This is a genomic window from Sorangium sp. So ce367, assembly GCF_051520455.1.
In the GTDB taxonomy this organism is placed as follows: Bacteria; Myxococcota_A; Polyangia; order Polyangiales; family Polyangiaceae; genus Sorangium; species Sorangium cellulosum_B.
This window is the reverse complement of the sequence record NZ_CP150334.1, coordinates 11624129-11650895: the sequence shown is the minus strand read 5'-3', so window position 1 is coordinate 11650895 and position 26767 is coordinate 11624129. Positions and strand designations below refer to the sequence as shown.

Here is a 26767-nt window from a genome sequence, read left to right as displayed (position 1 = left end):
CCATGACGAACAAGAAGAAAGACGTTGAGTCGATTCACTACCTCTCCCCGCTCCAGCAGGGGTTGCTCTTTCACGCGGTCTCGGATCGCGCCGCGGACCCGTACTTCGTCCAGACGGCCTTCCTCCTGGAGGGCCGGCTCGACCTGGGCGCCTTCGAGCGCGCCTGGCAGGCGCTCGCGGAGCGGCACCCGATCCTGCGCACCGCCTTCGTCTGGGAGGGCGTCGCGAAGCCCGTGCAGGTGGTCCGACCGCGGGTGACGATCCCGCTCGCGCGCCACGACCTCCGCGGGCTCGCGCCCGGCGAGCGCGAGGGCGCCCTCGCCGCGCTCATGGACGCGGACCGGCGCGCCGGCTTCGACCTGCTGCGAGCCCCCCTCATGCGGCTCATGGTGGTCCAGGCCGAGGAAGATGCCTTTTATTTCATCAACAGCCATCACCACCTCTTGCTGGACGGGTGGAGCTTCGCCCTCCTGCTGAGAGAGGCGCTGTTCGTCTATCGGGCGCTCGCGCGGGGCACGGTGCCCGAGCTGCCGCGGGCGCGCCCGTACCGGGAGTACCTGAGCTGGGTGCAGGCCCAGGACGAGGGCGCGGCCGAGCGGTTCTTCCGCGGCGCGCTGGCCGGGTTCCGGACGCCGACGCCGCTCCCCATGGAGACCGGCCCGACGGCGGCCGCGGCGGTCACGGCGCGCGACGAGGCGTTCCCCTGCGCCGAGCAGGCGCTGCGCTTCTCGCGGGCCGAGACGGAGGCGCTCGCGGCCTGCGCGCGCCGGCTGCGCGTCACGCTGAACACCCTCGTGCAGGGCGCGTGGGCCCTCCTGCTCTCCCGGCACAGCGGCGAGCGCGACGTGGTCTTCGGCACCACGGTGTCGGGCCGCCCCCCGGAGCTCCCCGGCTCCGAGGCCATCGTCGGCGTGCTGATCAACACCTTGCCGGTGCGGGTCCGCGTGGACGAGCACGAGCCGCTCGGCGCCTGGCTCTCGCGGCTGCAGGACCGCAACAGCGAGCTGCGCCAGCACGAGTGGACCCCCCTGTCCAACGTCCAGCGCTGGAGCGAGGTGCCGGGCGGGCGGTCCCTCTTCGACACCATCGTGGTGTTCGACAGCTACCCCGAGGAGGACGTGAGCGGCGCGCAATCCGGCGTTCGCGAGGTGCGCGTCCGTCCCCTGCCCCCGCCCGGCGGCGGGCGCGTCGGCGACGCCCTGCTCACCGCGGGGCGCAACAACTACCCGGCGTCGCTCATCGTCGAGCCGTCGAGCGAGCTCGGGCTCATCCTCTCCTACGAGCGCAGCCGCCTCACGCACGAGGCCGCGGCGAGCCTGCTCGGCCAGTGCCGCGCGCTGCTCGAGGCGATGGCGGCGCGGCCGCACGCCCGCGTGGCCGAGCTGCCCCTCGTGGGCGCCGCCGAGCGGCGTCGCCTGCTCACCGACCTGAACGCGACGGCCACGGCCTCTCCGCCGGCGGCCTGCGTCCACGAGCTCTTCGAGGCGCACGCGGCCGCGCGGCCCGACGCGCTCGCGGTCGTCTGCGAGGAGACGGCGCTGACCTACGGGGAGCTCGACCGGCAGACGAACCAGCTGGCGCGGAGGCTGCGCGCGCTCGGCGTGGGGCCCGAGGACCGGGTCGTCCTGTGCATCGAGCGCTCGGCGGAGATGATCCTCGCGCTGCTCGGCGCGCTCAAGGCCGGCGCCGCGTACGTGCCCGTCGACCCGAAGTTCCCGCGCGAGCGGCTCCGCGCCGTGGTGGAAGACAGCGGCGCGCGCGTCGTGATCACGCAGGAGCGGTGGGCCGGCGCGTTCGACGAGCCGGGGCCGGCGCTGCTCTTCCTGGACCGCGACGCGGGCGCCCTCGCGGCCGAGCCCGACGCGCCGCTCGGCCAGACGGCCCGCCCCGACAACCTCGCCTACCTCATCTACACCTCGGGCTCGACGGGGCGCCCGAAGGGCGTGGCCGTCGAGCACCGCCACCTCGTGAACTACGTGCGCGGCGTGCTCGCGCGGCTGCCCCTCGCCGAGGGCGGCGGCATGGCGCTGGTCTCGACCGTGGCCGCGGATCTCGGGCACACGTCGCTCTTCGGCGCGCTCTGCTCGGGCCGCACCCTCCACGTCCTGTCCGAGGCGCGGATCTTCGATCCCGACGCGACCGCCGAGTACATGAGCCGCCACGGGGTCGACGCGCTCAAGATCGTCCCCAGCCACCTGACCGCGCTCCTCGAGGCCGCGCGCCCCGAGCGCGTGCTGCCGGCGCGCTGCCTCGTGGTCGGCGGAGAGGCCTCGAGCTGGGAGCTCATCGAGCGGATCCGGACGCTCGCGCCGGGCTGCACCGTCGTGAACCACTACGGCCCCACCGAGACGACCGTTGGCTCGCTCACATGGCAGGTCGACCCCGCGGGCGGCCGCTCCGGGGCGACGGTGCCCATCGGCCGGCCGCTCCCCAACACCCAGGCATATGTCCTTGGCGTAAATTTTGAGCCGGTGCCGGTGGGCGTGCCCGGGGAGCTCTACCTGGGCGGGGCTGGCGTGACGCGCGGCTACCACGCTCGCCCCGAGCTGACGGCGGAGCGCTTCGTCCCGGATCCGTTCGGCGGCGTCCCTGGGGGTCGGCTGTACCGCACCGGGGATCGGGCGCGCCTCCTTGCGAACGGCGCGATCGAGTTCCTCGGGCGCACCGACCACCAGATCAAGCTGCGCGGCCACCGCGTCGAGCTCGGCGAGATCGAGGCGCGGCTGCGGGAGCAGCCCGAGGTGCGCGAGGCGGTCGTGGCGGCGCGGGACGAGGGCGGGGCCAAGCGCCTCGTGGCCTACGTGGTGGCCCGCGAGGCGGCGGCGCTCGACGCGGCGGCGCTCCGCGGCCAGCTCGCGCTGCAGCTGCCCGACTACATGGTGCCCGCCGTGATCGTGCCGCTGGCGGCGCTGCCGCTCACGGCGAACGGCAAGATAGACCGCGCGGCGCTGCCCGAGCCCGAGCGGGCGGGCGCGCCGGAGACGAGCGGCTTCGTCGCGCCGCGGAACGAGGTCGAGGCCACCCTCGCCCAGATCTGGGCCGACGTCCTGCGCGTGGAGCGGGTCGGCATCCACGACAACTTCTTCGCCCTCGGCGGCGACTCCATCCGCAGCCTCCAGGTCATCGCGCGCGCCAACCAGCGCGGCATCAAGCTGAGCCCGAAGCACCTCTTCGACCACCCCACGGTGGCCGCCGCCGCCGCGGTCGCGCTCTCCGCCGCGGGCCCGGCCCAGGCCGGCGAGCCGCAGGGAAAGCAGCGCGAGGCGACGCCGCCCCGGTTCGCGCTGAGCGGCCTCGCCGAGGACGAGCTCGCGCGCGTCGTGCCGGATCTGTCGGGGCTCGAGGACGCCTACCCGCTCTCGCCAATGCAGGAGGGCATGCTCTTCCACACCCTCCTGAACCCGGACTCCGGCGTCTACCTGACGCAGCAGCACTACATGTGGCACGGCCCGCTCGACGCCGGCCTCCTCGTCGAGGCCTGGGGGCGGGTGGTCGCGCGGCACCCCATCCTGCGGACGTCCTTCGTCTGGAAGGACCTCGAGCGGCCGCTCCAGCTCGTCCACCGGCAGGTCGACCTCGCCGACGTGATCCACGTCCTGGACTACCGCGATCAGCCCCAGGCCGAGCAGGAGCGGCGCCTCGCCGAGGCGCTCGAGGCCGAGTCCGTCGCCGGGCTCGACATGACGCGGGCGCCGCTCATGCGGATCCGGCTGATCCGCGTGGCGGACGACGCCTACCGCATCGCGCGGAGCTTCCACCACATCCTCACGGACGGCTGGTGCTTCTCGGTGCTGATGATGGAGTGCCTGTCGTACTACGCGGCCCTGCGCGAGGGCCGCGCGCTCGAGCTGCCGGAGCCGCGCCCCTACCGGGACTACATCGCCTGGCTCGCGCGGCAGGACCAGGCGGCGGCCGAGCGGTTCTGGCGCGAGGAGCTCCGCGGCTTCGCGGCGCCGACGCCGCTCGGCGTGGAGCGGCCCGTGCCCGACGGCGCGGCGCAGCCCGCGGGAGCCGGGGTGGGCGACGAGCTCATCGAGCTCCCCTCGGCCCTGACCGAGGCGCTCCATGACCTCGCGCACCGGCACGAGCTCACGCCCAACACCCTCGTGCAGGGGGCCTGGGCGCTCCTGTTGAGCCGCTACAGCGGCCAGCGCGACGTCGTGTACGGCGTGACCGTGGCGGGCCGCCCGACCGAGCTGCCCGGCGTGGAGACGATCGTTGGCCTGTTCATCAACAGCCTGCCGCTGCGGGTGCGCGTGTCGCCCGAGCAGCCGCTCCTCGCGTGGCTCAAGGACCTCCTCGCCCACAACTACCGTATCCGGGAGTTCGAGCACCCGTCGCTCCTCGACATCCAGCGGTGGAGCGAGCTCCCCCGGGGACAGGCGCTGTTCAACAACCTCCTGGTCTTCGAGAACGCGCCGAATGATCAACGCCTCGGAGAGCAGGTGGGCGACGTCCGCCTCTCCTACGAGCAGGACCGGGTCCACACGAACTACCCGATGACGGTCCTGGCGTACCCCGGCGAGCGGCTGGTGATCCGGATCTCGTACGACCGGCGCTGGTTCGAGCGCGACGCCGTCGAGCGGATGCTGGGCCACCTGGTCCAGCTCCTCTCCGAGATGGCCCGCCGACCGGAGGCCCGGCTGGGCGACCTGTCGCTCGAGCGCGAGCGCCCGCAGCCGCTCGTCCCATGGAATGACACCGCGGCGGATTACCCCGCAGACACGTGCGTCCATGAGCTGTTCGAGGCGCAGGTCGAGAGGACGCCCGACGCCGTGGCCGTGGAGTACGAGGCGCAGCGGCTCACCTACGCAGCGCTGGACCGTCGCGCCAACCAGCTCGCCCATCACCTCCGCTCGATGGGCGTGGGGCCCGGTGTCCTGGTCGGGCTGTGCGTCGAGCGATCGCTGGAGATGATGGTGGGGCTGCTCGGCATCCTGAAGGCGGGGGGAGCCTATGTGCCGCTCGACCCGAGCTACCCGAAGGAGCGCCTGGCGTTCATGCAACAGGACGCGCGCATCTCGGTGCTCCTGACCCAGACACGACTTCAGGACGAGCTCGCAGCGCGCGCCGAGGCCGTGCTGTTGCTCGACGCGGAGCCGTCGCCCTGGGCTTCCCAGCCGATCACGCGGCCGGCGAGCGGCGCCGCGCCGGACAACCTCGCCTATGTGCTCTACACGTCGGGATCGACCGGTAAGCCCAAGGGGGTGCAGATCCCGCACCGGGCGCTCTCGAACTTCCTCCAGTCGATGCGCCGCGCGCCGGGGATCCGCGCCGACGACGTGCTGCTCGCGGTGACGACGCTGTCGTTCGACATCGCGGGGCTCGAGCTGTTCTTGCCGCTCCTCGCGGGCGCCCGCGTCGACATCGCTCCGCGCGAGGTGGCCTCGGACGGGGCGCGGCTCGCGGCGCGCATGGCCGCCGTCGGGGCCACGGTGATGCAGGCGACGCCCACCACCTACCAGATGCTCATCGCGTCCGGGTGGAAGGGCCGGCCGGGGCTCCGGGTGCTGTGCGGCGGCGAGGCGCTGTCGCGCGAGCTCGCCGATCAGCTGCTGGAGCGCGCGGAGGAGGTCTGGAACATGTACGGGCCCACCGAGACGACCATCTGGTCGATGGTCGCGCGCGTGGAGGCCGGCGCGGCGCCGGTGCCGCTCGGGCGGCCGATCGCGGCCACGCAGGTGGTCGTGCTCGATCGCGATCTCAGGCCGACGCCGGAGGGCGTGCCCGGGGAGCTCTACATCGGCGGGGCCGGGGTGGCGCTCGGCTACCTGGGTCGGCCTGCCCTGACGGCGGAGCGGTTCGTCCCGGACCCGTTCAGCGCCGAGCCGGGGTCACGGCTCTACCGGACCGGCGACCTGGTGCGGTTCCGTAGCGACGGCGAGCTGGAGTTCCTGGGGCGGGTGGATCACCAGGTGAAGCTCCGGGGCTTCCGCATCGAGCTCGGCGAGATCGAGTCGGCGCTGCGGCGGCACCGGGCGGTGCGAGAGGCCGTGGTGGTCGCGCGCGAGCTCCGGCCGGGCGACGCGCGCCTCCTCGCCTACGTGACAGCGGACCTCGGGGCGCTCGCCGCCGAGGAGGCGGCGCCAGAGCACGCCGAGCAGGTGGCGCAGTGGCGCGCGGTCTGGGACGAGACCTACGAGCGGCCCGCCGGCGCGGGCGAGCCCGATCTCGACGTCGTCGGCTGGACGAGCAGCTACACGGGGCGGCCCATCCCGGCCGAGGAGATGCGGGAGTGGGCGGAGACCACGGCGGAGGACATCCTCGCGCTCCGGCCGGAGCGCGCGCTCGAGATCGGCAGCGGCAGCGGGATGGTGATGTTCCGGGTGGCGCCGCGCTGCGCGCGCTACGTGGCGTCCGATCTCTCGGAGGCGGCCCTGTCGCGGCTGCGCCGGCGGCTGGCGGTGCGGCCGCTGCCCCAGGTGGAGCTCCTCCACCGGGCGGCGGACGATCTGCGCGACCTCCCGCCGCGGTCGTTCGACGTCGTCGTCCTGAACTCGGTCGTGCAGTACTTCCCGTCGGCCGCCTACCTGCGCCACGTGCTCGCGGGGGCGCTCGCGCTCGTGCGGCCCGGCGGGGCGATCTTCGTGGGGGACGTGCGCAGCCTGCCGCTGCTCGAGGCGTTCCACGCCTCGGTGCTGGCCCAGAAGGCGCCGGCCTCGCTGTCGCAGGCCGAGCTGCGCCGGCAGGCGGCGCAGGCGGTGGCGCAGGAGGAGGAGCTCGCGCTCGCGCCGGCGTTCTTCTCGACGCTGGCCCGGGAGCTGCCGGGCGTCGCGGGGGTGGAGATCCTGCCGCGGCGGGGCCGCCACCGGAGCGAGATGACGCGGTTCCGCTACCAGGTGATCCTGCGCGTCGGGTCGCCGGCCGGGGCGGCGCCGGCGATCCCGTGGTCCGATGCGGCCGAGGGGTGGACGCTCGCCGCGATCCGGGAGCGGCTCGCCGGCGGCCGCAGCCTCGCGGGGCGCGCGGCGAGGGGCTCCGGGGACCCGGGCGGGGCGCCGGATCTCTGGGGGATCGCGGGCCTGCCCAACGCGCGGCTCGCGGAGGAGGTCCGGCTGGCGCGGTGGCTCTCGGACGGGGATCCTGCGGAGAGCGTCGGGGCGTTCCGGGCGGCGGCCGCGAGGCCGGAGGTGCCGGGGCTCGATCCGGACGAGCTGCGCGCGCTCGGCGAGGGGCTGGGCTGGTCGGTCGGGGTGAGCTGGGCGCGGCACGGCGCGGACGGGCGCTTCGACGTCGTGTTCCGCCGCGGCGGGGCGGCGATCGTCGCCTCGCCCGCGGCGGCCGCGGGGCCCGGCGGCGACGAGCTGCCGGGGGCGGCCGAGGGCGCCCGGGCCGGCGAGGCCACGCCGGCGAACGCGCCGCTCGTCGGCAGGCTGCGGCAGCGGCTGCGGCAAGAGCTGCGCGGCGCCCTCCAGGGGCGGCTGCCCGAGTACATGGTCCCGGCGGCGATCACGGTCCTCGACGCGCTGCCGCTGACGCCGAACGGCAAGGTGGATCGCAAGGCGCTGCCTGCGCCCGATTCGCCCGCGGCCGGGGCGAGCGACGCGGCGGGCGGCGCCCCGCGGACGCCGACGGAGGACATCCTCGCGGGCATCTGGGCCGAGGTGCTGGGGCTCGACCGCGTCCCCGTCCGCGCGAGCTTCTTCGAGCTGGGCGGGCACTCGCTCCTGGCCACGCAGGTGGCGTCGCGCGTGCGCAAGGCGCTCGGCGTCGAGCTGCCGCTCCGCAGCCTGTTCGACCACCCCACCGTGGCGGCGCTCGCCCGCGACGTCGATCGCCGCCGCGCCAGCGCGGCGGGGGCCGAGGCGCCGCCGCCGCTCGTCCCGGCGCCGCGAACGGGGCCGCTGCCGCTCTCGTTCGCGCAGCAGCGCCTGTGGTTTTTGGCCCAGCTCGAGCCCGACAGCGCCGGGTACAACATGACCGCGGCCCTGCGCGTCGAGGGGGAGCTCGACCTCGCGCTGCTCCGGGAGAGCCTTGCCGCGCTCGTCCGGCGCCACGAGTCGCTGCGGACGACGTTCGGCGTGGCCGCCGGCGAGCCGGTGCAGGTGATCGCCCCCGAGGGCGCGCCGGAGCTCGAGGTGGTGGACCTGTCGAAGGCGCCCGCCGAGGAGCGCGGCGCGGCGGTCCAGCGCCTCGCCGCGGAGCGGGCGGAGCGGCCGTTCGACCTCGGTCGCGGCCCGCTCCTGCGGGTGACCGCGATCCGGCTGCGCGACGACGAGCTCGTGCTGGTCCTCATCGTCCACCACATCGTGTCGGACGCCTGGACCATGAACGTGCTGGTCGCGGAGCTGGCCGAGCTGTACGCGGCGGCGCGGGCCGGGCGGCCGCCGGCGCTGAAGCCGCTGCCGGTCCAGTACGCGGACTTCGCCGTCTGGCAGCGGAGCTGGATGCAGGGCGCGACCCGCGAGGCGCTGCTCGGCGCGTGGCGCGAGCGGCTCTCCGGGCCCCCGCCGGCCCTCGATCTGCGCCCGGATCACCCGCGGTCCGCGGCGTCGACCTACCGCGGCGGGCGCCACACGATCGCGGTGGACCGCGCGCTCTCCGAGGCGCTGCGCGCGCTCGGCCGGCGCGAGGGCGCCACGCTCTTCATGACGCTGCTCGCGGCGTTCAAGGTCGTGCTCCTCGGGCGCACCGGCCAGAGCGACGTCCTCGTCGGCACCGACGTCGCGGGCCGCAACCGCGCGGAGACCGAGGGGCTCATCGGGTTCTTCGTGAACCTGCTGGTCCTGCGCACGGATCTCGGCGGCCTGCCCACGTTCCGGGAGCTCCTTCAGCGGGTCCGGGAGGTCACGCTCGACGCGTACGCGCACCAGGACCTGCCGTTCGAGCAGGTCGTCGACGCCGTGCGGCCGGCGCGCGAGCCCGGCCGCCACCCCCTCGTGCAGACGCTCTTCGTGCTGCAGAACGTGCCGGCGTCCGAGATCTCGCTGCCCGGGGTGCGCTTCAGCGCCGTGGAGCTCGAGCGGGAGGTGTCGCGGTTCGACCTCGGCGTGTTCGTCGAGGAGACGGACGAGGGGCTCACGTGCGCGTGGAAGTACCGCGCCGATCTGTTCGAGCCGCCGACCATCGCAGCGATGGCGGCCCACTTCATGGCCGTGCTGCGGGCCATCGTGGACGACCCCGACCGCCGCGTGACGGCGCTCGCGGCAGCCGAGAGGAAGGAACGCACCATGGAAGGACGCACGCGCGACGAGGGCCGGCTCCGGAGCCTCAAGCGCATCACCCCCCGCAAGGTGGACGTGGGTCCCCGCGCGCTGGTCGCGACCAGCACGCTGGGCGACGGGCCGTTGCCGCTGGTCGTGAAGCCGGCGGTGGACGACGTGGACCTCGCCGCATGGGCCCGCGAGGAGCGGGCGTTCGTCGAGGCGCAGCTCTACCGGCACGGGGCCGTGCTGTTCCGCGGCTTCCCGATCCGGGCGGTCCAGGAGTTCGAGCAGGTCGCGAAGGCCATCTGCGGCGAGCTGTTCGGCGAGTACGGCGATCTCCCGCGGGAGAAGGCCGGGCAGAACATCTACGGCTCGACGCCCTACCCCGCCGACAAGGCCATCCTGTTCCACAACGAGAGCTCGCACCTGCCGCGCTGGCCGCTCAAGCAGTGGTTCTACTGCGTGCAGGCCGCGCCGGAGGGCGGCGCGACGCCGATCGTGGACTGCCGGAGGCTCTACGAGGCGCTCGCGCCCGACGTCCGCGAGCGCTTCCGGCGGTCGGGGCTGCTCTACGTGCGGAACTTCACGCCGGGCTTCGACGTGGGCTGGCAGGACTTCTTCCACACCACCGATCCCGCGGTCGTGGAGGAGCGCTGCCGCGCGGGCGGCATGCGGTGCGAGTGGCTCGCGGGCGGCCGGCTGCGGATCAGCCAGCGCGGGCCGGCCGTGCTCTCGCACCCGAAGACGGGAGAGCAGGTGTTCTTCAACCAGATCCAGCTGCACCACCCGGCGTACCTGGAGGCGCCGGTGCGCGAGTCGCTCCTGGCCATGGTCGGCGAGCAGTGGCTGCCTCGCAATGTGACCTACGGCGACGGCGCGCCGATCGAGGTCGAGACGACACGCGCGCTCGGCGAGGCGTACGAGCGCTGCGCCGTGCGGTTCCCGTGGCAGGAGGGCGACATCATCCTGCTCGACAACATGCTCGTGGCCCACGGCCGCGATCCGTTCTCGGGCCCACGGAAGATCGTGGTGGCCATGGGCGAGATGATGGCGGCCGAGCGGGCGACGCAGGCGGCGCGGGCGTCGGATGGCGCGGTGGCGCCATGACGACGCAGGCCACCGAGCTCGGGCCGAGCGTGCAGGGCGTGCGCCTGTCGCCGCAGCAGCGGCGCCTGTGGGCGCTCCACCGGAGCGGAACCACGGTGTTCACGCGCGCGTGGATCCGGCTGGAGGGAGACCTCGACGCCGCGCGGCTGGCCAGCGCCCTCGGCCAGGTCGCCGCGCGCCACGAGATCCTGAGGACGACGTTCCGCCGGGATGCGCGCCTCAAGTTCCCGCTGCAGGCCGTCAGCGGGGCGGCGCCCGCGTGGCACCGGGTCGATCTGGGCGGCCGCGCGGCCGGCGAGCAGCAGGCGCACGTCGAGGCGCTCTGGCGCGATGCCGCGCGGCTCAGCGTCGACATGGAGCGCGGGCCGCTGCTCCACGTGTGGCTCGCGCGCCGCGCCGAGGGGCTGCACGATCTGCTCGTCGCCGCGCCCGCGCTCTCTGCCGACGCGTGGACGCTGGACCTCCTGTTCGGCGAGCTGGCCGAGGCCTACGCCGCCGCCGGCGATCGGCGGGAGGTCGCGGCGGAGCCGGTGCAGTACGCCCAGTTCGCCGAGTGGCAGAACGATCTCGTCGGCTCGGCGGAGAGCGCCCCCGCGCCTTCGGTGGTGCCCGTCGTCCTGCCGTTCGAGGGCGCCGCCGAGGAGGGCGGCGCTTCCGGAGAGGTCGTCGAGATCGAGATCGACGCGGCGCTGCTCGATCGGCTGGAGTCGCTGGCCCGCGGCGAGGGCGCCTCGCTCTCGTCGGCGCTGCTCGCGGCCTTCCAGGTGCACCTCGCGCGACTCACCGGCGCGCGGGAGCTCGTCGTCGCCGTGGCCTCGGCCGGGCGGAAGATCGAGGACGTCCAGGAGGTCATGGGCCCGGTGGCCAAGTGGCTCCCCGTGCCGAGCCGCGTGGACGAGGCGCAGCGGTTCGCCGAGCTGGTGCGCCGGGCGCAGGCCGGCGTCGAGGAGGCGACCGAGGAGGAGGAGCACTGGAACCCCGACCTGCCGGCGGACGGCGGCGGAGCCGGGAGCACCGTCGGCTTCGAGTTCTCCTCGCTCCCGGAGCCCAGGGTGGCGGGCGGCCTCGCATGGCACGTCGAGCGCCAGTGCACGGGCGCCGGCGGGCTCAAGCTCGCGCTCTCGGCGCAGCGCGGGCGGGGCCGCGTGCGCCTCTCGCTCTGGCACGACGCGCGCCGCTGCGGCGCGGAGGGCGTCCTGGCGATGGCCGAGCAGTACCGGGCGCTGCTCGGCAGCGCGGCCGAGGCCTGGTCGGAGCCCACCGCGCGCCTCGGCCTGCTCGGCCCCGCGGAGCGGGCGCGGCGGCTCTCCGAGGGCCGGGGGGCGGCGCACGACGCCGCGCCCCCGCGGTGCCTGCACGAGGCGTTCGAGGAGCACGCGGCGCGGCAGCCCGAGGCGCTGGCGGTGGTCGCGGGCGACCGGCGCCTGACCTACCGCGAGCTCGACCAGCAGGCCAACCGGCTCGCCCACCACCTCCGCCGCCGCGGCGTCGGCGGCGGCAGCCCGGTCGGCCTGTGCGGCGAGCGATCCGTGGACATGATCGCGGGCCTCCTCGGCATCCTGAAGGCCGGCGGCGCCTACGTGCCGCTCGACCCGCACGCCCCGGTGCAGCGGCTCACCCAGCAGATCCGGCGCGCGGGCCTCTCCGTCCTGCTCACGAACGCGCCCGTCCGCGCCCGGCTGCCGGATCTGTCGGACACCGATTGCGCCGTCCTCTCCCTGGACGACGCGGCGCTGCTCGACGGCGAGCCCGAAGGCGACCCCGCCGTGCCGGTGCTGCTCGACGATCTCGCGTCCGTCGTCTTCACGTCGGGCTCGACCGGCGAGCCCAAGGGCGTCGGCGTGACGCACCGCGGCATCGCCAGTTACACCCGGTCGGTGTGCGATGCGCTCGGGATCGTCGAGGCCGGGCTGCACTTCGCGACCGTCTCGACGTTGAGCGCCGATCTCGGCAACACGAGCATCTTCGGCGCGCTCGCCTCGGGCGGCTGCCTCCACGTGATCGGCTACGAGACGGCGACCGACGGCCGGCTCTTCTCGGAGTACTACCGGCGCTGGCCGATCGACGTGCTGAAGATCGTGCCGTCGCACCTGAGCGCGCTGCTCGACACGGGCGAGGGGGCGGCGGTGCTGCCGCGGCGGCTCCTGGTGCTCGGCGGAGAGGCGCTGCCGTTCGCCCTCATCGAGCGGATCGCGGCGCTCTCGAGCGGCTGCGCCGTGGCGAACCACTACGGGCCGACCGAGACGACCGTGGGCGCGCTGGTCTTGCCGCTGCGCGCGCTGCGCGACCGGCGCGGGTGCGCGTCGGTGCCGATCGGCCGTCCGCTCGCCAGCGCGGAGGCCTACGTCCTCGACGAGCGCCTGGAGCCGGCGCCGGTGGGCACGGTGGGCGAGCTGTACCTGGGCGGCGCCGGCCTCTCGCGCGGCTACCTGGGCCAGCCGGATCTGACCGCGGAGCGGTTCGTGCCGCACCCGTTCGGCGTGGGCGCGCGCCTCTACCGGACGGGCGATCGGGCGCGGTACCGGCCCGACGGCGCCATCGAGTTCATGGGCCGGCGCGATCACCAGGTGAAGATCCGCGGCTTCCGCGTGGAGCTCGGGGAGATCGAGGCGCGGGTCCGGGAGCACCCCGCGGTCGGGCAGGCGGTCGTCATCGCCGCGCGCCAGGACGGCGCGGTCGGGCCGACGATCGTGGCGTACGTCGTCCCCCGGGAGGGAGCGCTCGACGAGGCCGCGCTGCGCGCGTTCCTCAAGGACCGGCTCCCCGAGTACATGCACCCGAGCGACCTCGTGCTGCTGCACGCGTTGCCGCTGACCGCGAACGGGAAGGTCGATCGCAAGGCGCTTCCCAGCCCTGCCGCGCGCCGCCGGCGCGAGTACGTCGCGCCGCGGACGCCGGTCGAGGAGACGCTCGCGGCGATCTGGGCCGACGTCCTCGGGCGCCCGCAGGTGGGCGTCGAGGACAACTTCTTCGACCTCGGCGGGCACTCGCTGATGGCGATCCCGCTGATGCACCGGATCCAGCAGGCGCTCGGCGGCGCGCTGTCGTTGATGGCGATCTTCGAGGCGCCGACGATCGCCGGGCTCGCGAGGCTGCTCGACGCCGGGCGTCCGGCGTCGAGCGTCGTCGAGCTGCGCGCGGGCGGGTCGCGCCCCCCGCTCTTCTGCGTGGACTCCTCGGGCCTGCACGTCATGGCCTACCAGGGCCTCGCCGCGGTCATGAGCGAGGAGCAGCCGGTGCTAGGGCTCGATCTGGGCCCGTCGCTCGCGGAAGCGGCCGGCGCGCTCTCGCTGCCCCGGATCGTCGAGCGGCTGTCGCGCGCGCTCCGGGAGCGGCAGCCGCGCGGGCCGTACCGCCTCCTCGGGTGGTCCGTGGGCGGCGTGCTGGCGCTCGCCATCGCCCGGACGCTGGAGGAGCAGGGCGAGCGGGTCGCCTTCCTCGGCATGCTGGACTCGCAGCCGCGCACGCGGCTCTACGCGGCGGGCGAGCCGGATGTCGTCGAGGAGCTGGCGGCGTACATCGATCAGGGCCGCAGCGCGGAGCTGCTCGCGCTCGCGCCGGCGGAGCTCGACGCGCTGCGAGAGCGGCTGAAGGGGCTGAGCGAGGGTGATCGCGTGGCGGAGGCCGTGCGCTGGGCGCAGGCCCGCGGCTTCGCGTCGAGCGACATCCCGCCCGCCGCGTATTACCACCGGTACGCGCTGCTCCGAGGCGCGGCCCTGCTCACGAAGGATCTGCCGCAGCGGTGCGTCACGGCGCCGATCCACGTGTGGTGGAGCGCCGAGACGATCGCGCACCACGGCGGCCCGCCCATGGACTGGCAGCAGTACACGGCGGGAGCGGTGCGCACAGCGATTCTTCCCGGCGATCATTTCGCCGCCGTGCAGGGGGTCGACGCGCATGCGCGCGTACGCGAGACCCTGGAGGTCCTGGACCCGGCAGAGCGCGCCCTGGAGCGCCCGGAGCGGAACAACCCTTCTCACCAGGGAGTAACCCCATGAGTCTGTCTGCAGCTTCCAGTTTGCCTGTGTCGGACCAGGCGCCCGCGGCCTCCAGATCGCCCCTTCACGCCGGCCTCGCCGCGGAGCTCGGCGAGCGCCACCGGCGGCGCGCGCTGTACGAGCTCGGGGATCACCCCTTGCTCGAGCGGCAGCGGCAGCGCGAGTCGAACGCCCGATCGTACCCGCGGCGGCTGCCGCTGGCGCTCTCGCGCGCGCAGGGCGTGTATGTGGAAGACGTCGAGGGGCGCGTGTTCCTCGATTGTCTGGCCGGGGCCGGCACCCTGGCGCTCGGGCACAACCACCCGGCGGTCACCGACGTCCTGGTGCGGACGCTGCACTCCGGTCTACCGCTCCACACGCTCGACCTCACCACGCCTGTCAAAGATCGCTTCACGCAGGACGTGCTCGGCGTGTTGCCGGCGGCCTTTGCCCGCCATGCGCGCGTCCAGTTCTGCGGCCCCACGGGGGCGGATGCCGTCGAAGCTGCGCTGAAGCTGGTCAAGCTCGCGACCGGGCGCGGTACGGTGATGGCCTTCCAGGGCGCCTACCACGGCATGACGCAGGGCGCGCTCACCCTGATGGGCAACCTCGGGCCCAAGGCGGCGCTCGGCTCCAGCCTGCACGGCGTGCAGTTCCTGCCGTATCCGTACGAGTACCGCTGCCCGTTCGGTCTCGGCGGCGACGCCGGCATCGCGGCCTCGCTCTCGTACATCGGCAACCTGCTGTCCGATCCGGAGGGCGGCGTGCCCACGCCTGCTGCCATCATCGTCGAGGCGGTGCAGGGCGAGGGGGGCATGATCCCGGCGCCGGTCGCCTGGCTGAAGGGGCTGCGGGAGCTGGCGACGCGCCATGATATCCCGCTGATCCTCGACGAGGTGCAGACGGGCTTTGGCCGCACCGGGCGCATGTTCGCGTTCGAGCACGCCGGCATCCAGCCGGACGTGCTGGTCCTGTCGAAGGCGCTGGGCGGCGGACTGCCGCTCTCGGTGGTGGTGTATCACGAGCGCTTCGACACCTGGCGTCCGGGCGCCCACGCCGGCACGTTCCGCGGCAACCAGCTCGCGATGGCCGCGGGCTCGGTCACGCTGTCGGTGCTGCGCGCGGAGCGCCTGGACGCGGCGGCCGCGGAGCTCGGCGCGCGGCTCACGGCGCAGCTCACCGCGCTCGCCAGGGAGCACGCGTGCATCGGCGACGTGCGCGGGCGCGGCCTGATGGTCGGCGTGGAGCTCGTGGACGCGACGGCCGCGCCCGACGCGCTCGGGGCGCGCCCTGCCCACCGCGACCTCGCCGGGCGCGTGCAGCACGAGTGCCTGCGGCGGGGGATGATCGTGGAGCTCGGCGGCCGCCACGGCAGCGTGGTGCGCTTCCTCCCGCCTCTGATCATCACCGCCGCCCAGATCGACGAGGCGGCGCGGATCTTCGGTCAGGCGCTGGCGGCGGCTTGTCTGTAGCTGCCGCCGGCGCGGCCCTCGGGCCTGCTCCGGGCGGATGAGCGCCACCCGGATGCGCAGGACGAGGATGTGCAGGACGAGCGAGCGAGCCGTCGAGCGAGGTCCCCTCGTAGGGCGCAGGGCCCCCGAGGCGCCGGGCCGGGGTGCCTCAGCGTTGCGCGCGGCCGAGGACGAACCGGCTGCTCGCTGGCTCCGCGTACGTCGTCCACACGAGCGCGGCGCCGTCGTCCGCCGGCGCGGCCGCGAGCCGGGACAGCCCTGCCGGCTCTCTCGCGAACGCATACCGAGGGACGGCGAGCGAGCCATCGGCGTCCACGTGGAAGAGGCTGACCTGCGTCGCCTCCTCCTCGACGAGCGCCACGATGGCGCGGCCGTTCGACACGGTGATCGCGTGCTCCTGCGTGTCCTTCACGGGGTCGCGCGTCGCGATCGCCACGGGGTCGCCGGCGAGGGCCGCCTGTCCATCGAGCCAGCCGACCTCGAAGCGCTCGCCATGGAGCCACACGCCGCCGACCCGGCCTGCTCCGGCGGGCGCGAGCGCCACGTCATGGATGCCGGCGAGCTCGCGCGCCGGGCCGACCTCCCCTGACGCGTCGATCGGCACGAGCACGGTCGCCGCCACGTCCCCCCCGTCGTCCGTGATCACCCCTGTGGACACGACGAACCCCGGATCCGCGAAGGCCGCCGCGGCCGTCTCACCATGGGCCGCGTCGGCGACCGTCGCTTGCCATGTCGCCTCTCCGTCCTCGTCGAGCAGCTCGGCGACGATCTTCGCCGGCGCCCACGCGACGTCGGTGCTCGCATAAACGAGCAGCGGCGGCGCGCCGGGCCTCGCCGCGAGCACAGGATAGGCGGCGTTCTTGATCAGACGCACCGCGATCTCGTCTCCGTCGGGATCGAGGCGGTAGAGCCACAGCTCAGGGTCGTCGCCCGCGCCGCCGACCGCCATGATGAAGCCTCCGGGGCTGGGCGCGAGCGCCACCCGCAGCGCCGAGCGCGCGTCCACGCAGTCCCACTGGCGCTCCAGCGCGAGGCTCGTCGAGAAGCGGGCGAAGCGGACCTTGTCGTCGAAGCTCAGCCATGCCGCGGCGAGCCCCTGTTCGTCGCTCGCCATCGCGATGTCGCTGACGTTGTATCCATCGACGCGCGGGCGCGCGCACGCGAGCTGGCTCGGGGCCCCGAGGCACGAGTCGCAGTCACGGACGTCGATCGAGCAGGTATCGCTGCATGCGGTGCGGCCTCCCACGTATCCGAAGGAGCTGCACGTCTCGCTGACGGCGCCGTCGCACGCCTCGGTCGCCTCGACGCACTGGGGGGAGTTGCCGTCGAGGCTCCAGCAGACATCGCACGTATCCAGCACACCATTGCCGCAGAACTTCGCGTCGGTGTCGCATACCGGGTAGATGTCGGGCGCGCTGCATGTCTCGGGGAACGGCTCGGGAGCGTCCGTGCCGCCGGAGGCGCCTGTGCCGCCTGGGTCTCGGTCGATCTCGACCGAGCCGCAGGCCCCGACCCCGAGCGCGGCCGCGAGCAAGGATGCCATTGCGCACAGATAAGTTCCGGTTCGCATGCTCGCGCCCATTGCAACGACCGAGCCGCACCAGCGAGGGGAGCAGCGGAGTCTGCGAGCCCGGCTTTGCTCGGCTTCATTTCGGCTTCGGGCCGAGCGCGAGACCCGTTTCATGGCCCATGATGGCCCATGATGAGCCACTTCGCGGACCATTTTGTGCAAGGAGTCGACGTCCACGGCCGGCACCACGAGATCCATACGAGCCTGGCCCACCAGATTCCCCACCAACCGACCAGGTGTCTGTCGCCGGCCTACTCAGGCTTCACCAACTTCCCGCAGCAGCGCTAACCGCCGCTGCCGCGCAGGAGCGCCCCGCGCACCGCGCGCAGCCCTTCAGTCAAGCTCGCATAGCGCGGGATCGCGTACCGCTCGCACACGACATCCACGTTGCCCTTGCGCCAGAACCCCTCCGGACAGACGACATGCATCTTCCCGGAGCGCCCGAACAGGCCGAGCTCCAGCAAGCTGATCGGCGCCTTCGAGCCCGGCGCGAAGTACATCAAGATGACGTCCGCCTCCTCGAGCCCGCGGAGCTCCCATTGCACCTGCTCCACGAAGCTCGGGTTCTCGAGGCTCTGCGCCCAGCCCGGCTCCCACCGCTCCCGCCTCGGGTTGAGGATCACCACCTCGAGATCCGCGAGCTCCTCTGCGACGCGCGCCTGCCACAGCTCGGCCTGGCCGTTGTCGATGGATCCGGCGAGGAACAGCTTCGGACCCGCCAATCCGTCGAACGGCCGCGGCGCCAGCACCTCGATCATGGGGAACACCTCGCGGAGGAGAACACGTGGACGACGATCGCCATGGGGCCGCTCCCCTCCCCCGCCCCGTGACCCGTGACCCGTAAACGCTCAGCCCGCTCCGCCGTGCCCGTGCCCGCAGCCTCGCTTCGGCTCGGGCTCGCCGTTCGCCTGCGGCACAGGCACCGGGCCGCACGTGCAGTCGAGGCACCCGTGCTCCGCGCAGCTCCCGCACGACGCGACCACCTGCTTGCGGAGGGCCTCGCGGGCGCGGAAGAGGCGCACCGCCGCGTTGTTCGCGGTGATCGATGCCTCCTCGGCGAAGGCCTGCACCGAGAGGCCGTCGACCTCCACGCGCTGGATCGCGGCGGCGTACTCGGGCTTCAGCGTGCCGGCCAGCGCCCGGACGCACTGGCAGACCGCGCGGCGCTCCACCTCGGGCTGGGCCGCCTCGTCGAGCTCGGCGGCCAGCGCGGCCATCGCCCGCTCCGACGCGCCCTTTCGCCGGAAATGGTCGACCACGGCGTTCCGGAGGGTCCGGTAGAACCACGCGGTGGCCGACTCCTCGTCGCGCAGGCTGTCGATGCGCCCTATGCCCCGCACGAAGGCGTCCTGCAGGATGTCCTCGGCGATGGCGCGATTGCCCACCTTCCGTTCCAGGAAGCGCAGAAACTCCCGGTGGCTCTCGACGAGGGTCGCGACCACCGCCGAAGGCCGCGCGTCGTCGGCGCCTTCGCTCGGCGGCTCGGCGCGCTCCGGGCTTCGCTCTGGCTCGCTCTCGCTCATGACGCACCAGGCTATCCACGAGGGCCGCCCTGCGCCACCGCGCCACGGCACAAAGCGATGGCCAGCGTGACCGGTCGGGTCAGAATGTCCTCCTCTTCACCGGGAGGCTTGAATGACGCTTCAGAGGGTGCTCGTCCTGGCCAGCGTGGGGCTCCTGCCGGCCTGCTCAGGGGCAGACACCGATGCCCCGCTGTCGTCCACGCCGCGCTGCAGTGCGTCGCCGGAGTGCGCGGCCACGCCCGACACGCCGCTGTGCGACCAGGCGCTCGGCGCGTGCGTCGAGCTGCCGCCGGGATCTGCGATCGGCGTGAAGGATGGCAGTCCGTCCTCGGTCGCGCTCGTGTCCGTCTTCGAGCCGAACCGGCAGCGCGAGCCGACCGACCTCGCCTTCAACCCGGAGCGGCCCGAGGACCTCTGGGTCGTCAACCGCAAGGACGACAGCGTGATCATCATCACGAAGCCCGGCGCGCCGGACGGCTCGTGGGTCCGCCTCCGCGACCCCGCCGCGGCGCACTTCATGGACCAGCCGCCCGCGATCGCCTTCGGCCACCCGGGCACGTTCGGGGTCTGCGGCGACAACGACAACGGCGGCAACTACTTCATGGGCCCGTCGCTCTTCTCCTCGGATCTCTCGATCTTCGCCACGGAGACGCCCGACGGCCTCGGGTCGCACCTCGACATGCTCCACTCGAGCTCCTTCTGCAAGGGCATCGCGCACGAGCAGGCCAACGTCTACTGGGTCTTCAACGGCAACGACAAGGCGCTCGACCGGTACGACTTCGCCCACGATCACGGCCCCGGCCACGACGACCACTCCGACGGCGAGATCTACCGCTATGCCGCCGGCGAGGTGCTCGGGGTCGAGGCCACGTCGAGCCATATCTTCTACAGCGCCAAGGAAGAGCGCCTCTACGTCGCCGACACCGGCCACAAGCGGCTGCTCAAGCTGGATCCGACGAGCGGCGTGCCCGGCGCGAGCTTCGACGGGCAAGAGCCGGTCAAGGTGCGCAGGCACATGGACGGCGCCACGCTCATCGAGTTCGTCCCCCCGGGGACGCTCGAGGCCCCGAGCGGCCTCGAGGTCCACGAGGACCTCGTCTACGTCACGGATCACGCGACCAGCAGGATCTATGCGTTCGACACGGCGGGGCAGGTGGTCCGCACGCTGGACACGGGCCTGCCCGCGGGCTCGCTCGCGGGGATCACCTTCGGGCCGGACGGCAAGCTCTACCTCGTCGACACGCTGACGAGCCGGGTCTACCGCATCGATCCCATCCTCTGAGGCGGCCGCGCGGCGCCCCCGCCCATTACTCTCCCCCCGCCGGCGCGCTCGCTTCCGGCCCGCCGAGCAGCGCGTCCAGCTCGGCCTCGCCCTTGTCCTCCGCCGCCCTGCGCCGGCGGCGGCGGATCCACTCGGCCGCGTCGTCGAAGAGCGAGTAGGCCACCGGCACCGCGAGCAGCGTGAGGACGAGGGAGAGCGACTGGCCGCCGAGCACGATGGCCCCCGTCGTCCGGTTCTGGCCCGAGCCGACCCCGTGCGAGAGCACGAGCGGGATCATGCCGGCCACGAAGGCGATGGTCGTCATGAGGATCGGGCGGAGCCGGTCCTTGTTCGCCTGCAGGATCGCCTGGAGCCGCGGCATCCCCTCCGCGCGCAGGTGGTTCGTGTGATCGATCTGGAGGATCGCGTTCTTCTTCACCACGCCGAAGAGGACGAGCAGCCCGAGCCCCGAGAAGAGGTTCAGCGACTGGCCGAAGAGCTTGAGCGAGAGCAGCGCGAACGGCACCGTGAGCGGCAGCGAGAGCAGGATCGTGATCGGGTGGAGCCACGACTCGAACTGCGCCGCGAGGATGAGGTACATGAACACGAACGCGAGCCCGATGACGACGACGAAGCTCGCCGCCGTGCTCGCCGTGTTCTTCGAGCTGCCCACCGGCTGCGCGGAGTAGCCCGCCGGCATCCGCTGCTCGGCGACGATCCTGTCGAGCGCCGCCTGCACCGCCGAGTCGCCGACGCCGGGGGCGGCGTTCGCGCTGATCGTGATCTGCCGGCGCCGGCCGAGGCGGCCGATCGACGAGGGGCCGCTGTCGGGCTCCATCGTGACCACGCTGTGGAGCGGCACGGCGCCGTGCTTGGACGAGGGCACCGTGAGGAACGCGAGGCTCTCGGCGTCGGCGCGGTGCTTCGCGTCCGCGCGCACGCGGACGTCGTACTGCTCGCCCGCCTCCGAGTACGTCGACACCTTGAGCCCGCCGACGAAGAGCTGGAGCGCGCCGGCCACGTCGGCCACCTGGACGCCGAGATCCGCGGCGCGGTCGCGATCGATGACCGCGCGCAGCTCGGGCTTGCCCACGACGAGGCTGTTGTCGACGTCCACGGCGCCGGGGACCTTCCGCAGCTCCTCGGTGATGCGCGCCGCGTACTCGCCCAGCCGGTCGAGATCCGGCCCCTGGAGCGCCACCTGGATCCGCGCCGACGACTGGCCGCCGGACGAGACCGCCTGCACCTCGCCGGCCGTGACGCGCAGCTCCTTCGGCAGCTTCGCGAGGATCTCCTCGCGCACCCGCTGCATGATGGCGAGCTGCCCGAGCGCGCGCTGCTCCGGGTCGACGAGCATCACGTAGACCTTGGCGACGTTCGCGGCCTGCTGCTCGCCCTCCCCCACGGTCAGGAGCGTCCGGGTGACGCCCGGGAGCCGGCGCACGTCGCCGGCGATCCGCTCGGCGATGAGGCGGGTCGAGGTGAGGCTCGTCCCCTCGGGCGCGCGCATGTTGATCTCGAACTGCGCCTGATCGTCCTCCGGGAGGAAGCCGGCGGGCAGCGTCTTCGCGATGGGCGCGCACGAGCCGAGCGTGACCGCCGAGGCGACGACGATCACCCAGCGGCGCTTCATCACCCACGAGAGCGCGGCCATGTAGGCGCGCTCGATCGGCCGGTAGAAGACGTCGACGGCGCGCTCGAGGACCGACGGCTTCGCGTGGGCGCCGTGCCGCGCGTGCCCCGAGAGCCACCGCGCGGCGAGCGAGGGCGTGAGGGAGAAGCTGACGATCAGCGAGACCCCGATCGCGAAAGCCATCGTGAGGCCGAAGCTCTTGAGGAAGCGCCCCACGATCCCGGGCATGAACGCGACAGGGATGAAGACCGCCATGAGCGACAGCGTGGTGGCGAGCACCGCGAGGCCGATCTCCTTCGTCGCGAGGACGGCGGCCGGGAACGGCTTCATGCCCTTCTCGTCGATGTAGCGGACGATGTTCTCGAGCACGACGATGGCGTCGTCGATGACGATGCCCACGGCGAGCGCGAGCGCGAGCAGCGTGAGGAAGTTCAGCGTGAAGCCGGCGATCCACATCACGGCGAACGTGCCGACGACCGAGATCGGGATCGCGAGCGCCGCGATGAGCGTGCTGCGGGCGTTGCCGAGGAAGAGGAGCACCACCGCCGCGGCGAGGAGGGCGCCGAGGACGAGGTGCTCCTTCACGGCGGCGATGCCCGTGCGGATCACGCGCGAGCCGTCGCGCACGACCTCGATCTTCGTCCCCTCGGGCAGCGAGCGCTGCACCTCGTCGAGGCGCGCCTTCACGGCGTCGACGACGGCCACGGTGTTCTGGCCCGACTGCTTGACCACCGACAGGAGGACGGTGCGCCGCTCGTCGAGCTGGGCCCACGTCGTCTCCTCCGCGCGGCCGTCCTCGACGCGGGCGACGTCCGAGAGGCGCACGGCGTGGCCGTCCTGCTCCCGGAGGACGATGCGGCCGAGGGCCTCGGGCGACTCGACGCGCCCCATCACGCGGAGCGTGAGGTCCTCGGGGCCGGTCTCGACGCTGCCGCCCGGCGTCATCAGGTTCTGCGCCGCGATCGCCCGCTGCACCTCGGCCGCGGTGATCCCCTGCGCCCGCAGGGCGATCGGGTCGAGCCAGACGTTGATCTGCCGGCTCTGCGCGCCGATCAGGCTGACCTGGCCGACGCCGGAGATGCTCTCGATCTGCCGGCGCACCCGCTTGTCGACGATCTCGCTGAGCTCGCGGATCGGCTGATCCGACGCCACGGAGACGAGCAGCACCGGGGCCGCGCCAAGGTCGATCCTGCTCACGATCGGCGGATCGATGCCCTTGGGCAGGCTGGGCAGGACGACGCTGATCTTGTCGCGCACCTCCTGGGCCGCGACGTCGGCGTCCTTCTCCAGCTCGAAGCCGACCACGACCTGGCTCACGCCCTGGGTCGACGTCGAGCGCAGCTCCTCGATGCCGCTGATGGTGTTCACCGCGCCCTCGATCCGGTCGGAGATCTCGGCCTCGACCTCCTCGGGCGCGGCGCCGTCGAGGCGCGTCGTGACGACGACGAACGGGACGTCGATGTCGGGGAACTGGTCGAGGCCGAGCCGGGTGTAGCCGGCGACGCCGAGGACCACGATGACGAGCATGAGGACCGACGCGAAGACGGGCCTCTTGACGCAGACGCGAGCGAGCCACTGCATGACGACCTCACTCCACGGCTTGGCCGTTCTGGAGCGCCTCGGACGGGTTGATGACGATCGCTTCCCCTGCGCGGACGCCGCGGAGGACGGCCACGGCGTCGCCCTTCTCCACGCCGGTCTGCACGACGCGCTCTTCCAGCCGGTGGTCGACGACGGCGAACAGGTGCGCGCGCCCGTCCCGCGGGACGAGGGCGGACCTCGGCACCACCGGGCTCGGCACCTCGGCCGTGGCGAGCGCGACGGACGCGAACATGCCCGGCCGCAGCGCGCCGTCCGGGTCCTGCACCTCGGCCTCGGCGACGAGATCGCGCGTTGTCTCGCGGACCGCGGCGCCTACCCAGCGCACCGTGCCCGCGAACGACCGCCCCGGGTACGCCGGCACGGTGAACGTCAGCGCGCCGCCGGTCTTTACGGCCGCGAGGCTCGCCTCGGGCACGGTGAACCGGAGGCGCGGCGCGCCCTTCGAGACGAGCGCGACGACCCGGGAGTCCTGGCGGACGTACTCGCCGACGTCGACGAAGCGCTCGGCGACCACGCCGTCGAACGGCGCGCGGATCTGGCCGTCGCCGACGCCCTGCGCGGCGGCGCGGGCGCGGGCGGAGGCGGCCGCGACCGAGAGCGGGGCGCTCCGGCACTGGTCGGCGATCCGGTCGTGCTCGACCCGGGAGATCGCGCCGCTCTCGAGCAGCGCCCCGTAGCGCTCGCACTCGCGCTTCGCCGTCTCTTCCTGGGCGCGCGTCAGCGCGGCGTTCGCCTGCGCCTCCGCGGCGGAGAGCGCGGCGGCGCGGACGTCGAGGCGCGCGAGCAGGTCGCCCTTCTTCACCTCGGCGCCGCGCTCGACGAACGTCTCCACCACGCGGCCGGCCGCGTTGGCGGCGAGATCGGTCTCCCGATCCCCGCGCAGCGTGCCGGTGAGCGCGATGCTGCGCGGCATGGGCTGCTCGCGCACCTCCGCGGTCTCGACGCGGGCCCTGGGCCCGTTCGTCTCGGCGGCGGTGGAGGCGCTGGCCCTGGTCCCGCAGCCCGCCGCTGAGGCGGCGAGCGCGAGGAGCAGGAAGAGGCTTCGGGCGCGGCCTTTCGTCGTTGTGTGGCTCAAGGGTCCCTCGGGGCAGCGTCGGTCGCGGAGCGGCCTGATGCAGGCGGAGCACGGCCCTCGGCGGAGCACGGCGCAGCGCGCGTCGGCGCACGCGCCGGTGCGCTGCGCCGTCCGCTCGTTCCCCGTCGCCCAGCCTCCGGCCCCACCGCCCGGGCGCGACGGCGCCCAGGCGACCGCAACCGACAGTTGCGATGGGTATAACACGGCCGGAGCCGACCGCAACCGCTGGTTGCGATGATCGCAACGAAAGGGTGCGATAGCCGGCCGCGCCGTGAAATTGGGCTGGCGTGTGCCGCGCGGCGGAACTTCAATGACGGTTGATGCAGGCGACGACGGCGAAGCGCACGGCGAAGCGAGGCTCCGCGAAGACGCGCGCGCTCGTGCGCGGCGAGCCTGTCGTGCGGGGCATCCTCGCCGCCACGCTGGAGGAGCTCGCCAGCGCGGGGTACCGCGCGCTCCGGATCGAGGACGTGGCGACGCGCGCGGGGGTCAACAAGACCACCGTCTACCGGCGCTGGCCGACGAAGGAGGATCTGGTGCGCGCCGCGCTCCTGTCGGTCACGGACGAGAAGATCATCCCGCCGAACACGGGCTCGCTCCGCGGGGACCTCGTCGCGCTCGGGCGCGCGATCATCGAGATCCAGACGTCACCGGTGGGGCAGAGCCTCTTTCACGTGTGCCTGTCCGAGGGGCTCGACTCGGAGCTCATGACCATCGCCCGCTCCCTGCGCGCGGTCCAGGAGGCAGGGCTGCGGGCCATCATCGAGGCCGCGGTCGCGCGCGGCGAGGTCGCGCCGAGCGCGGATCCGCTGCTGCCGTGCGAGCTGCTCGCGGCCTACCTCCGGCACAAGATGCTCGCGGACCGCACGATCGTGGACGAGGCCCAGCTCGCCCACGTCGTCGACGTGATCCTCCAGGGCGTGCTGCGCCCGGACAGGCGGAAGCAGGCCTGAGCCGCGGGGGGGCGGCGGGGACGGCGCGGCGCCCGGGCGCGGGTCAGACGGCGAGGGACTTCCAGCGGCCGCGCGCGAAGGCGACGGCGAGGAGCGCGCTGCGGCAGATCCAGTCGGCGGTGCTCCCCATCCAGACGCCGACGAGCCCGTGGCCGAGGGTCACCGCGAACAGCCACGTCCCGCCGAGCCGGACGAGCAGCGAGCAGACCAGCGTGACGGCGAGCACGGTCCGGGTGTCGCCGGCGCCGCGGAGCCCCATCCCCATGACCGTGGCGAACGCCATGAACGGCTGCGCCACGGCGGCCACGGGGAGCGCGCGCTCTCCGAGCGCGAGGAGCGCGGGGTCGCTGGAGAACGCGAGCAGGAGCGGGCGCGGAACGAGCGCGAACAGGACGCCGAACGCGGAGAGGGCGACGATGGCCATGAGGGCCGCGACGAGCCCCACGCGCGCGGCGTCGCGGGGGCTGCGCGCGCCGAGGCGCTGCGCCATGAGCGCCCCGGCGGCGATGCCGAACCCTTCGGCGGACAGGAAGCAGACCGACTCGACGGCGATGAGCGCCTGGTTCGCGGCCATCGCGGCGGCGCCGAGCAGCCCGATGATCGCGACGAACCCCATGTAGCCGGCGTGGTAGGCGGAGCGCTCGGCGAACGCCGGCAGCGCGACCCGGAGGACCCGCGCGAGCGCCGCGGCGCTCGCCTGCGGGGCGGCGGCCGGCGCTGACCGGAGGGGCAGCGGGCTCGATCGCGACAGGAGCGCCGCGGTGAGCAGCAGCGCCTCGGTCGCCATGGTGCACGCGACGCCGACGGCCGCGCCGCGCACGCCGAGCGCGGGCAGCCCGAGGTGGCCGAAGATCAGGACGGCGCTGACCGCCACGTTGACGAGGTTGCCGAGGGTGGCCACGGCGAGCGGCGTCCTCGTGTCGCCGACGCCCTGCAGGGCCGCCGCGGCGGTGGCCTCGACGAACGCGAGCGGGAGCGCCGGAAGCACGATCCCGAGGTACGCGGCCGCCTGCTCGATGACCGCCCCGCCGGCGTGCGGGAAGAGCGCGCGGAGCAGCGGGCCGCAGGCGAGGAGCAGCGGCAGCGCGATCGCCGCCCCGAGGGCGAGCGCGAAGAGGAGCGAGGCGCGCGCGGCGGCGGCGGCCGCGTCGCGATCGCCGCCGCCCACGCTGCGCGCGACGACGGCGAGCGTGCCGGCGGACGTGGCGCTGAAGACGGAGACGATGGTCCACGTGAGCGTCCCGCAGATCTGCATCGAGGCGAGCGCGGTCGTGGAGTAGCGACCGACCATGCCGCGCCCGACGAGGAAGACCAGCGTCAGGAGCAGCATGTGCGTGATCGCGGGCCAGGCGAGCCGCCAGACCTGCCCCGCCAGCGCCGCCCATTCCCGCGCCGCGGGGGCGGCGCGCTGGGCCGTCGGGGAGCCTGTCGCGCCCACGCGGCTACCG

The 26767-nt window shown here is 73.8% G+C and carries 11 protein-coding genes; 5 read left to right on the top strand and 6 right to left on the bottom strand.

All coding sequences use genetic code 11. The features are described from left to right. Window positions 1-2 precede the first annotated feature (2 nt). Genes WME97_RS44185 through WME97_RS44175 form a run of 3 tightly spaced genes read left to right on the top strand, consistent with a single transcriptional unit; the run spans window position 3 to window position 15702 of the window. Window positions 3-10253: an amino acid adenylation domain-containing protein gene (locus WME97_RS44185; RefSeq protein ID WP_437546987.1), complete on the top strand. Its 10251-nt coding sequence runs from the start codon at window positions 3-5 to the stop codon at window positions 10251-10253. After that, complete coding sequence (locus WME97_RS44180) at window positions 10250-14251, top strand: non-ribosomal peptide synthetase (RefSeq protein WP_437546986.1); 4002 nt, start codon at window positions 10250-10252, stop codon at window positions 14249-14251. Before WME97_RS44185 ends, WME97_RS44180 begins: the two co-directional genes overlap by 4 nt. A gap of 2 nt (window positions 14252-14253) precedes the next feature. Further along, window positions 14254-15702, top strand: a complete 1449-nt coding sequence (locus tag WME97_RS44175; RefSeq protein WP_437555614.1) for a diaminobutyrate--2-oxoglutarate transaminase — start codon at window positions 14254-14256, stop codon at window positions 15700-15702. A gap of 148 nt (window positions 15703-15850) precedes the next feature. On the opposite strand, the gene WME97_RS44170 is transcribed toward WME97_RS44175, so the two are convergent. From WME97_RS44170 to WME97_RS44160, 3 genes are all read right to left on the bottom strand, one after another. Next, the gene (locus WME97_RS44170) at window positions 15851-17245 is read right to left on the bottom strand and encodes a hypothetical protein (protein ID WP_437546984.1); all 1395 of its coding nucleotides are present in this window, start codon (window positions 17243-17245) and stop codon (window positions 15851-15853) included. Window positions 17246-17556: 311 nt separating this feature from the next. Continuing rightward, window positions 17557-18030 carry a nucleoside 2-deoxyribosyltransferase domain-containing protein gene (locus WME97_RS44165; protein WP_437546982.1) on the bottom strand — a complete coding sequence of 158 codons (474 nt, stop codon included), beginning with the start codon at window positions 18028-18030 and terminating at the stop codon, window positions 17557-17559. 90 nt (window positions 18031-18120) lie between these two features. Further along, the gene (locus tag WME97_RS44160; protein ID WP_437546980.1) at window positions 18121-18795 is read right to left on the bottom strand and encodes an RNA polymerase sigma factor; all 675 of its coding nucleotides are present in this window, start codon (window positions 18793-18795) and stop codon (window positions 18121-18123) included. 112 nt (window positions 18796-18907) lie between these two features. On the opposite strand from WME97_RS44160, the gene WME97_RS44155 reads away from it, so the two are divergent. After that, window positions 18908-20077 carry a hypothetical protein gene (locus tag WME97_RS44155; protein ID WP_437546978.1) on the top strand — a complete coding sequence of 390 codons (1170 nt, stop codon included), beginning with the start codon at window positions 18908-18910 and terminating at the stop codon, window positions 20075-20077. A 25-nt stretch (window positions 20078-20102) separates the two neighbouring features. On the opposite strand, the gene WME97_RS44150 is transcribed toward WME97_RS44155, so the two are convergent. Together WME97_RS44150 and WME97_RS44145 are read right to left on the bottom strand one after the other, a co-directional pair. Beyond that, a complete protein-coding gene (locus tag WME97_RS44150) occupies window positions 20103-23270 on the bottom strand; it encodes an efflux RND transporter permease subunit (protein WP_437546976.1) in 3168 nt (1055 codons plus the stop codon). Between the two features lie 7 nt (window positions 23271-23277). Then, entirely contained in the window at window positions 23278-24366 is a 1089-nt protein-coding gene (locus WME97_RS44145; RefSeq protein ID WP_437546974.1) for an efflux RND transporter periplasmic adaptor subunit, read from the bottom strand. A 320-nt stretch (window positions 24367-24686) separates the two neighbouring features. On the opposite strand from WME97_RS44145, the gene WME97_RS44140 reads away from it, so the two are divergent. Continuing rightward, window positions 24687-25319, top strand: a complete 633-nt coding sequence (locus WME97_RS44140; RefSeq protein ID WP_437546972.1) for a TetR/AcrR family transcriptional regulator — start codon at window positions 24687-24689, stop codon at window positions 25317-25319. 43 nt (window positions 25320-25362) lie between these two features. On the opposite strand, the gene WME97_RS44135 is transcribed toward WME97_RS44140, so the two are convergent. Next, window positions 25363-26757 carry an MATE family efflux transporter gene (locus tag WME97_RS44135; RefSeq protein WP_437546970.1) on the bottom strand — a complete coding sequence of 465 codons (1395 nt, stop codon included), beginning with the start codon at window positions 26755-26757 and terminating at the stop codon, window positions 25363-25365. Window positions 26758-26767: the final 10 nt, after the last annotated feature.

Excerpts from the sequence above, each read along its gene's own strand:
- WME97_RS44185 (WP_437546987.1), top strand. The coding sequence starts at position 3 with ATGACGAACAAGAAGAAAGACGTTGAGTCGATTCACTACCTCTCCCCG.
- WME97_RS44180 (WP_437546986.1), top strand. The coding sequence starts at position 10,250 with ATGACGACGCAGGCCACCGAGCTCGGGCCGAGCGTGCAGGGCGTGCGC.
- WME97_RS44170 (WP_437546984.1), bottom strand. The coding sequence starts at position 17,245 with ATGGCATCCTTGCTCGCGGCCGCGCTCGGGGTCGGGGCCTGCGGCTCG.
- WME97_RS44165 (WP_437546982.1), bottom strand. The coding sequence starts at position 18,030 with ATGATCGAGGTGCTGGCGCCGCGGCCGTTCGACGGATTGGCGGGTCCG.
- WME97_RS44160 (WP_437546980.1), bottom strand. The coding sequence starts at position 18,795 with ATGAGCGAGAGCGAGCCAGAGCGAAGCCCGGAGCGCGCCGAGCCGCCG.
- WME97_RS44155 (WP_437546978.1), top strand. The coding sequence starts at position 18,908 with ATGACGCTTCAGAGGGTGCTCGTCCTGGCCAGCGTGGGGCTCCTGCCG.
- WME97_RS44150 (WP_437546976.1), bottom strand. The coding sequence starts at position 23,270 with ATGCAGTGGCTCGCTCGCGTCTGCGTCAAGAGGCCCGTCTTCGCGTCG.
- WME97_RS44140 (WP_437546972.1), top strand. The coding sequence starts at position 24,687 with ATGCAGGCGACGACGGCGAAGCGCACGGCGAAGCGAGGCTCCGCGAAG.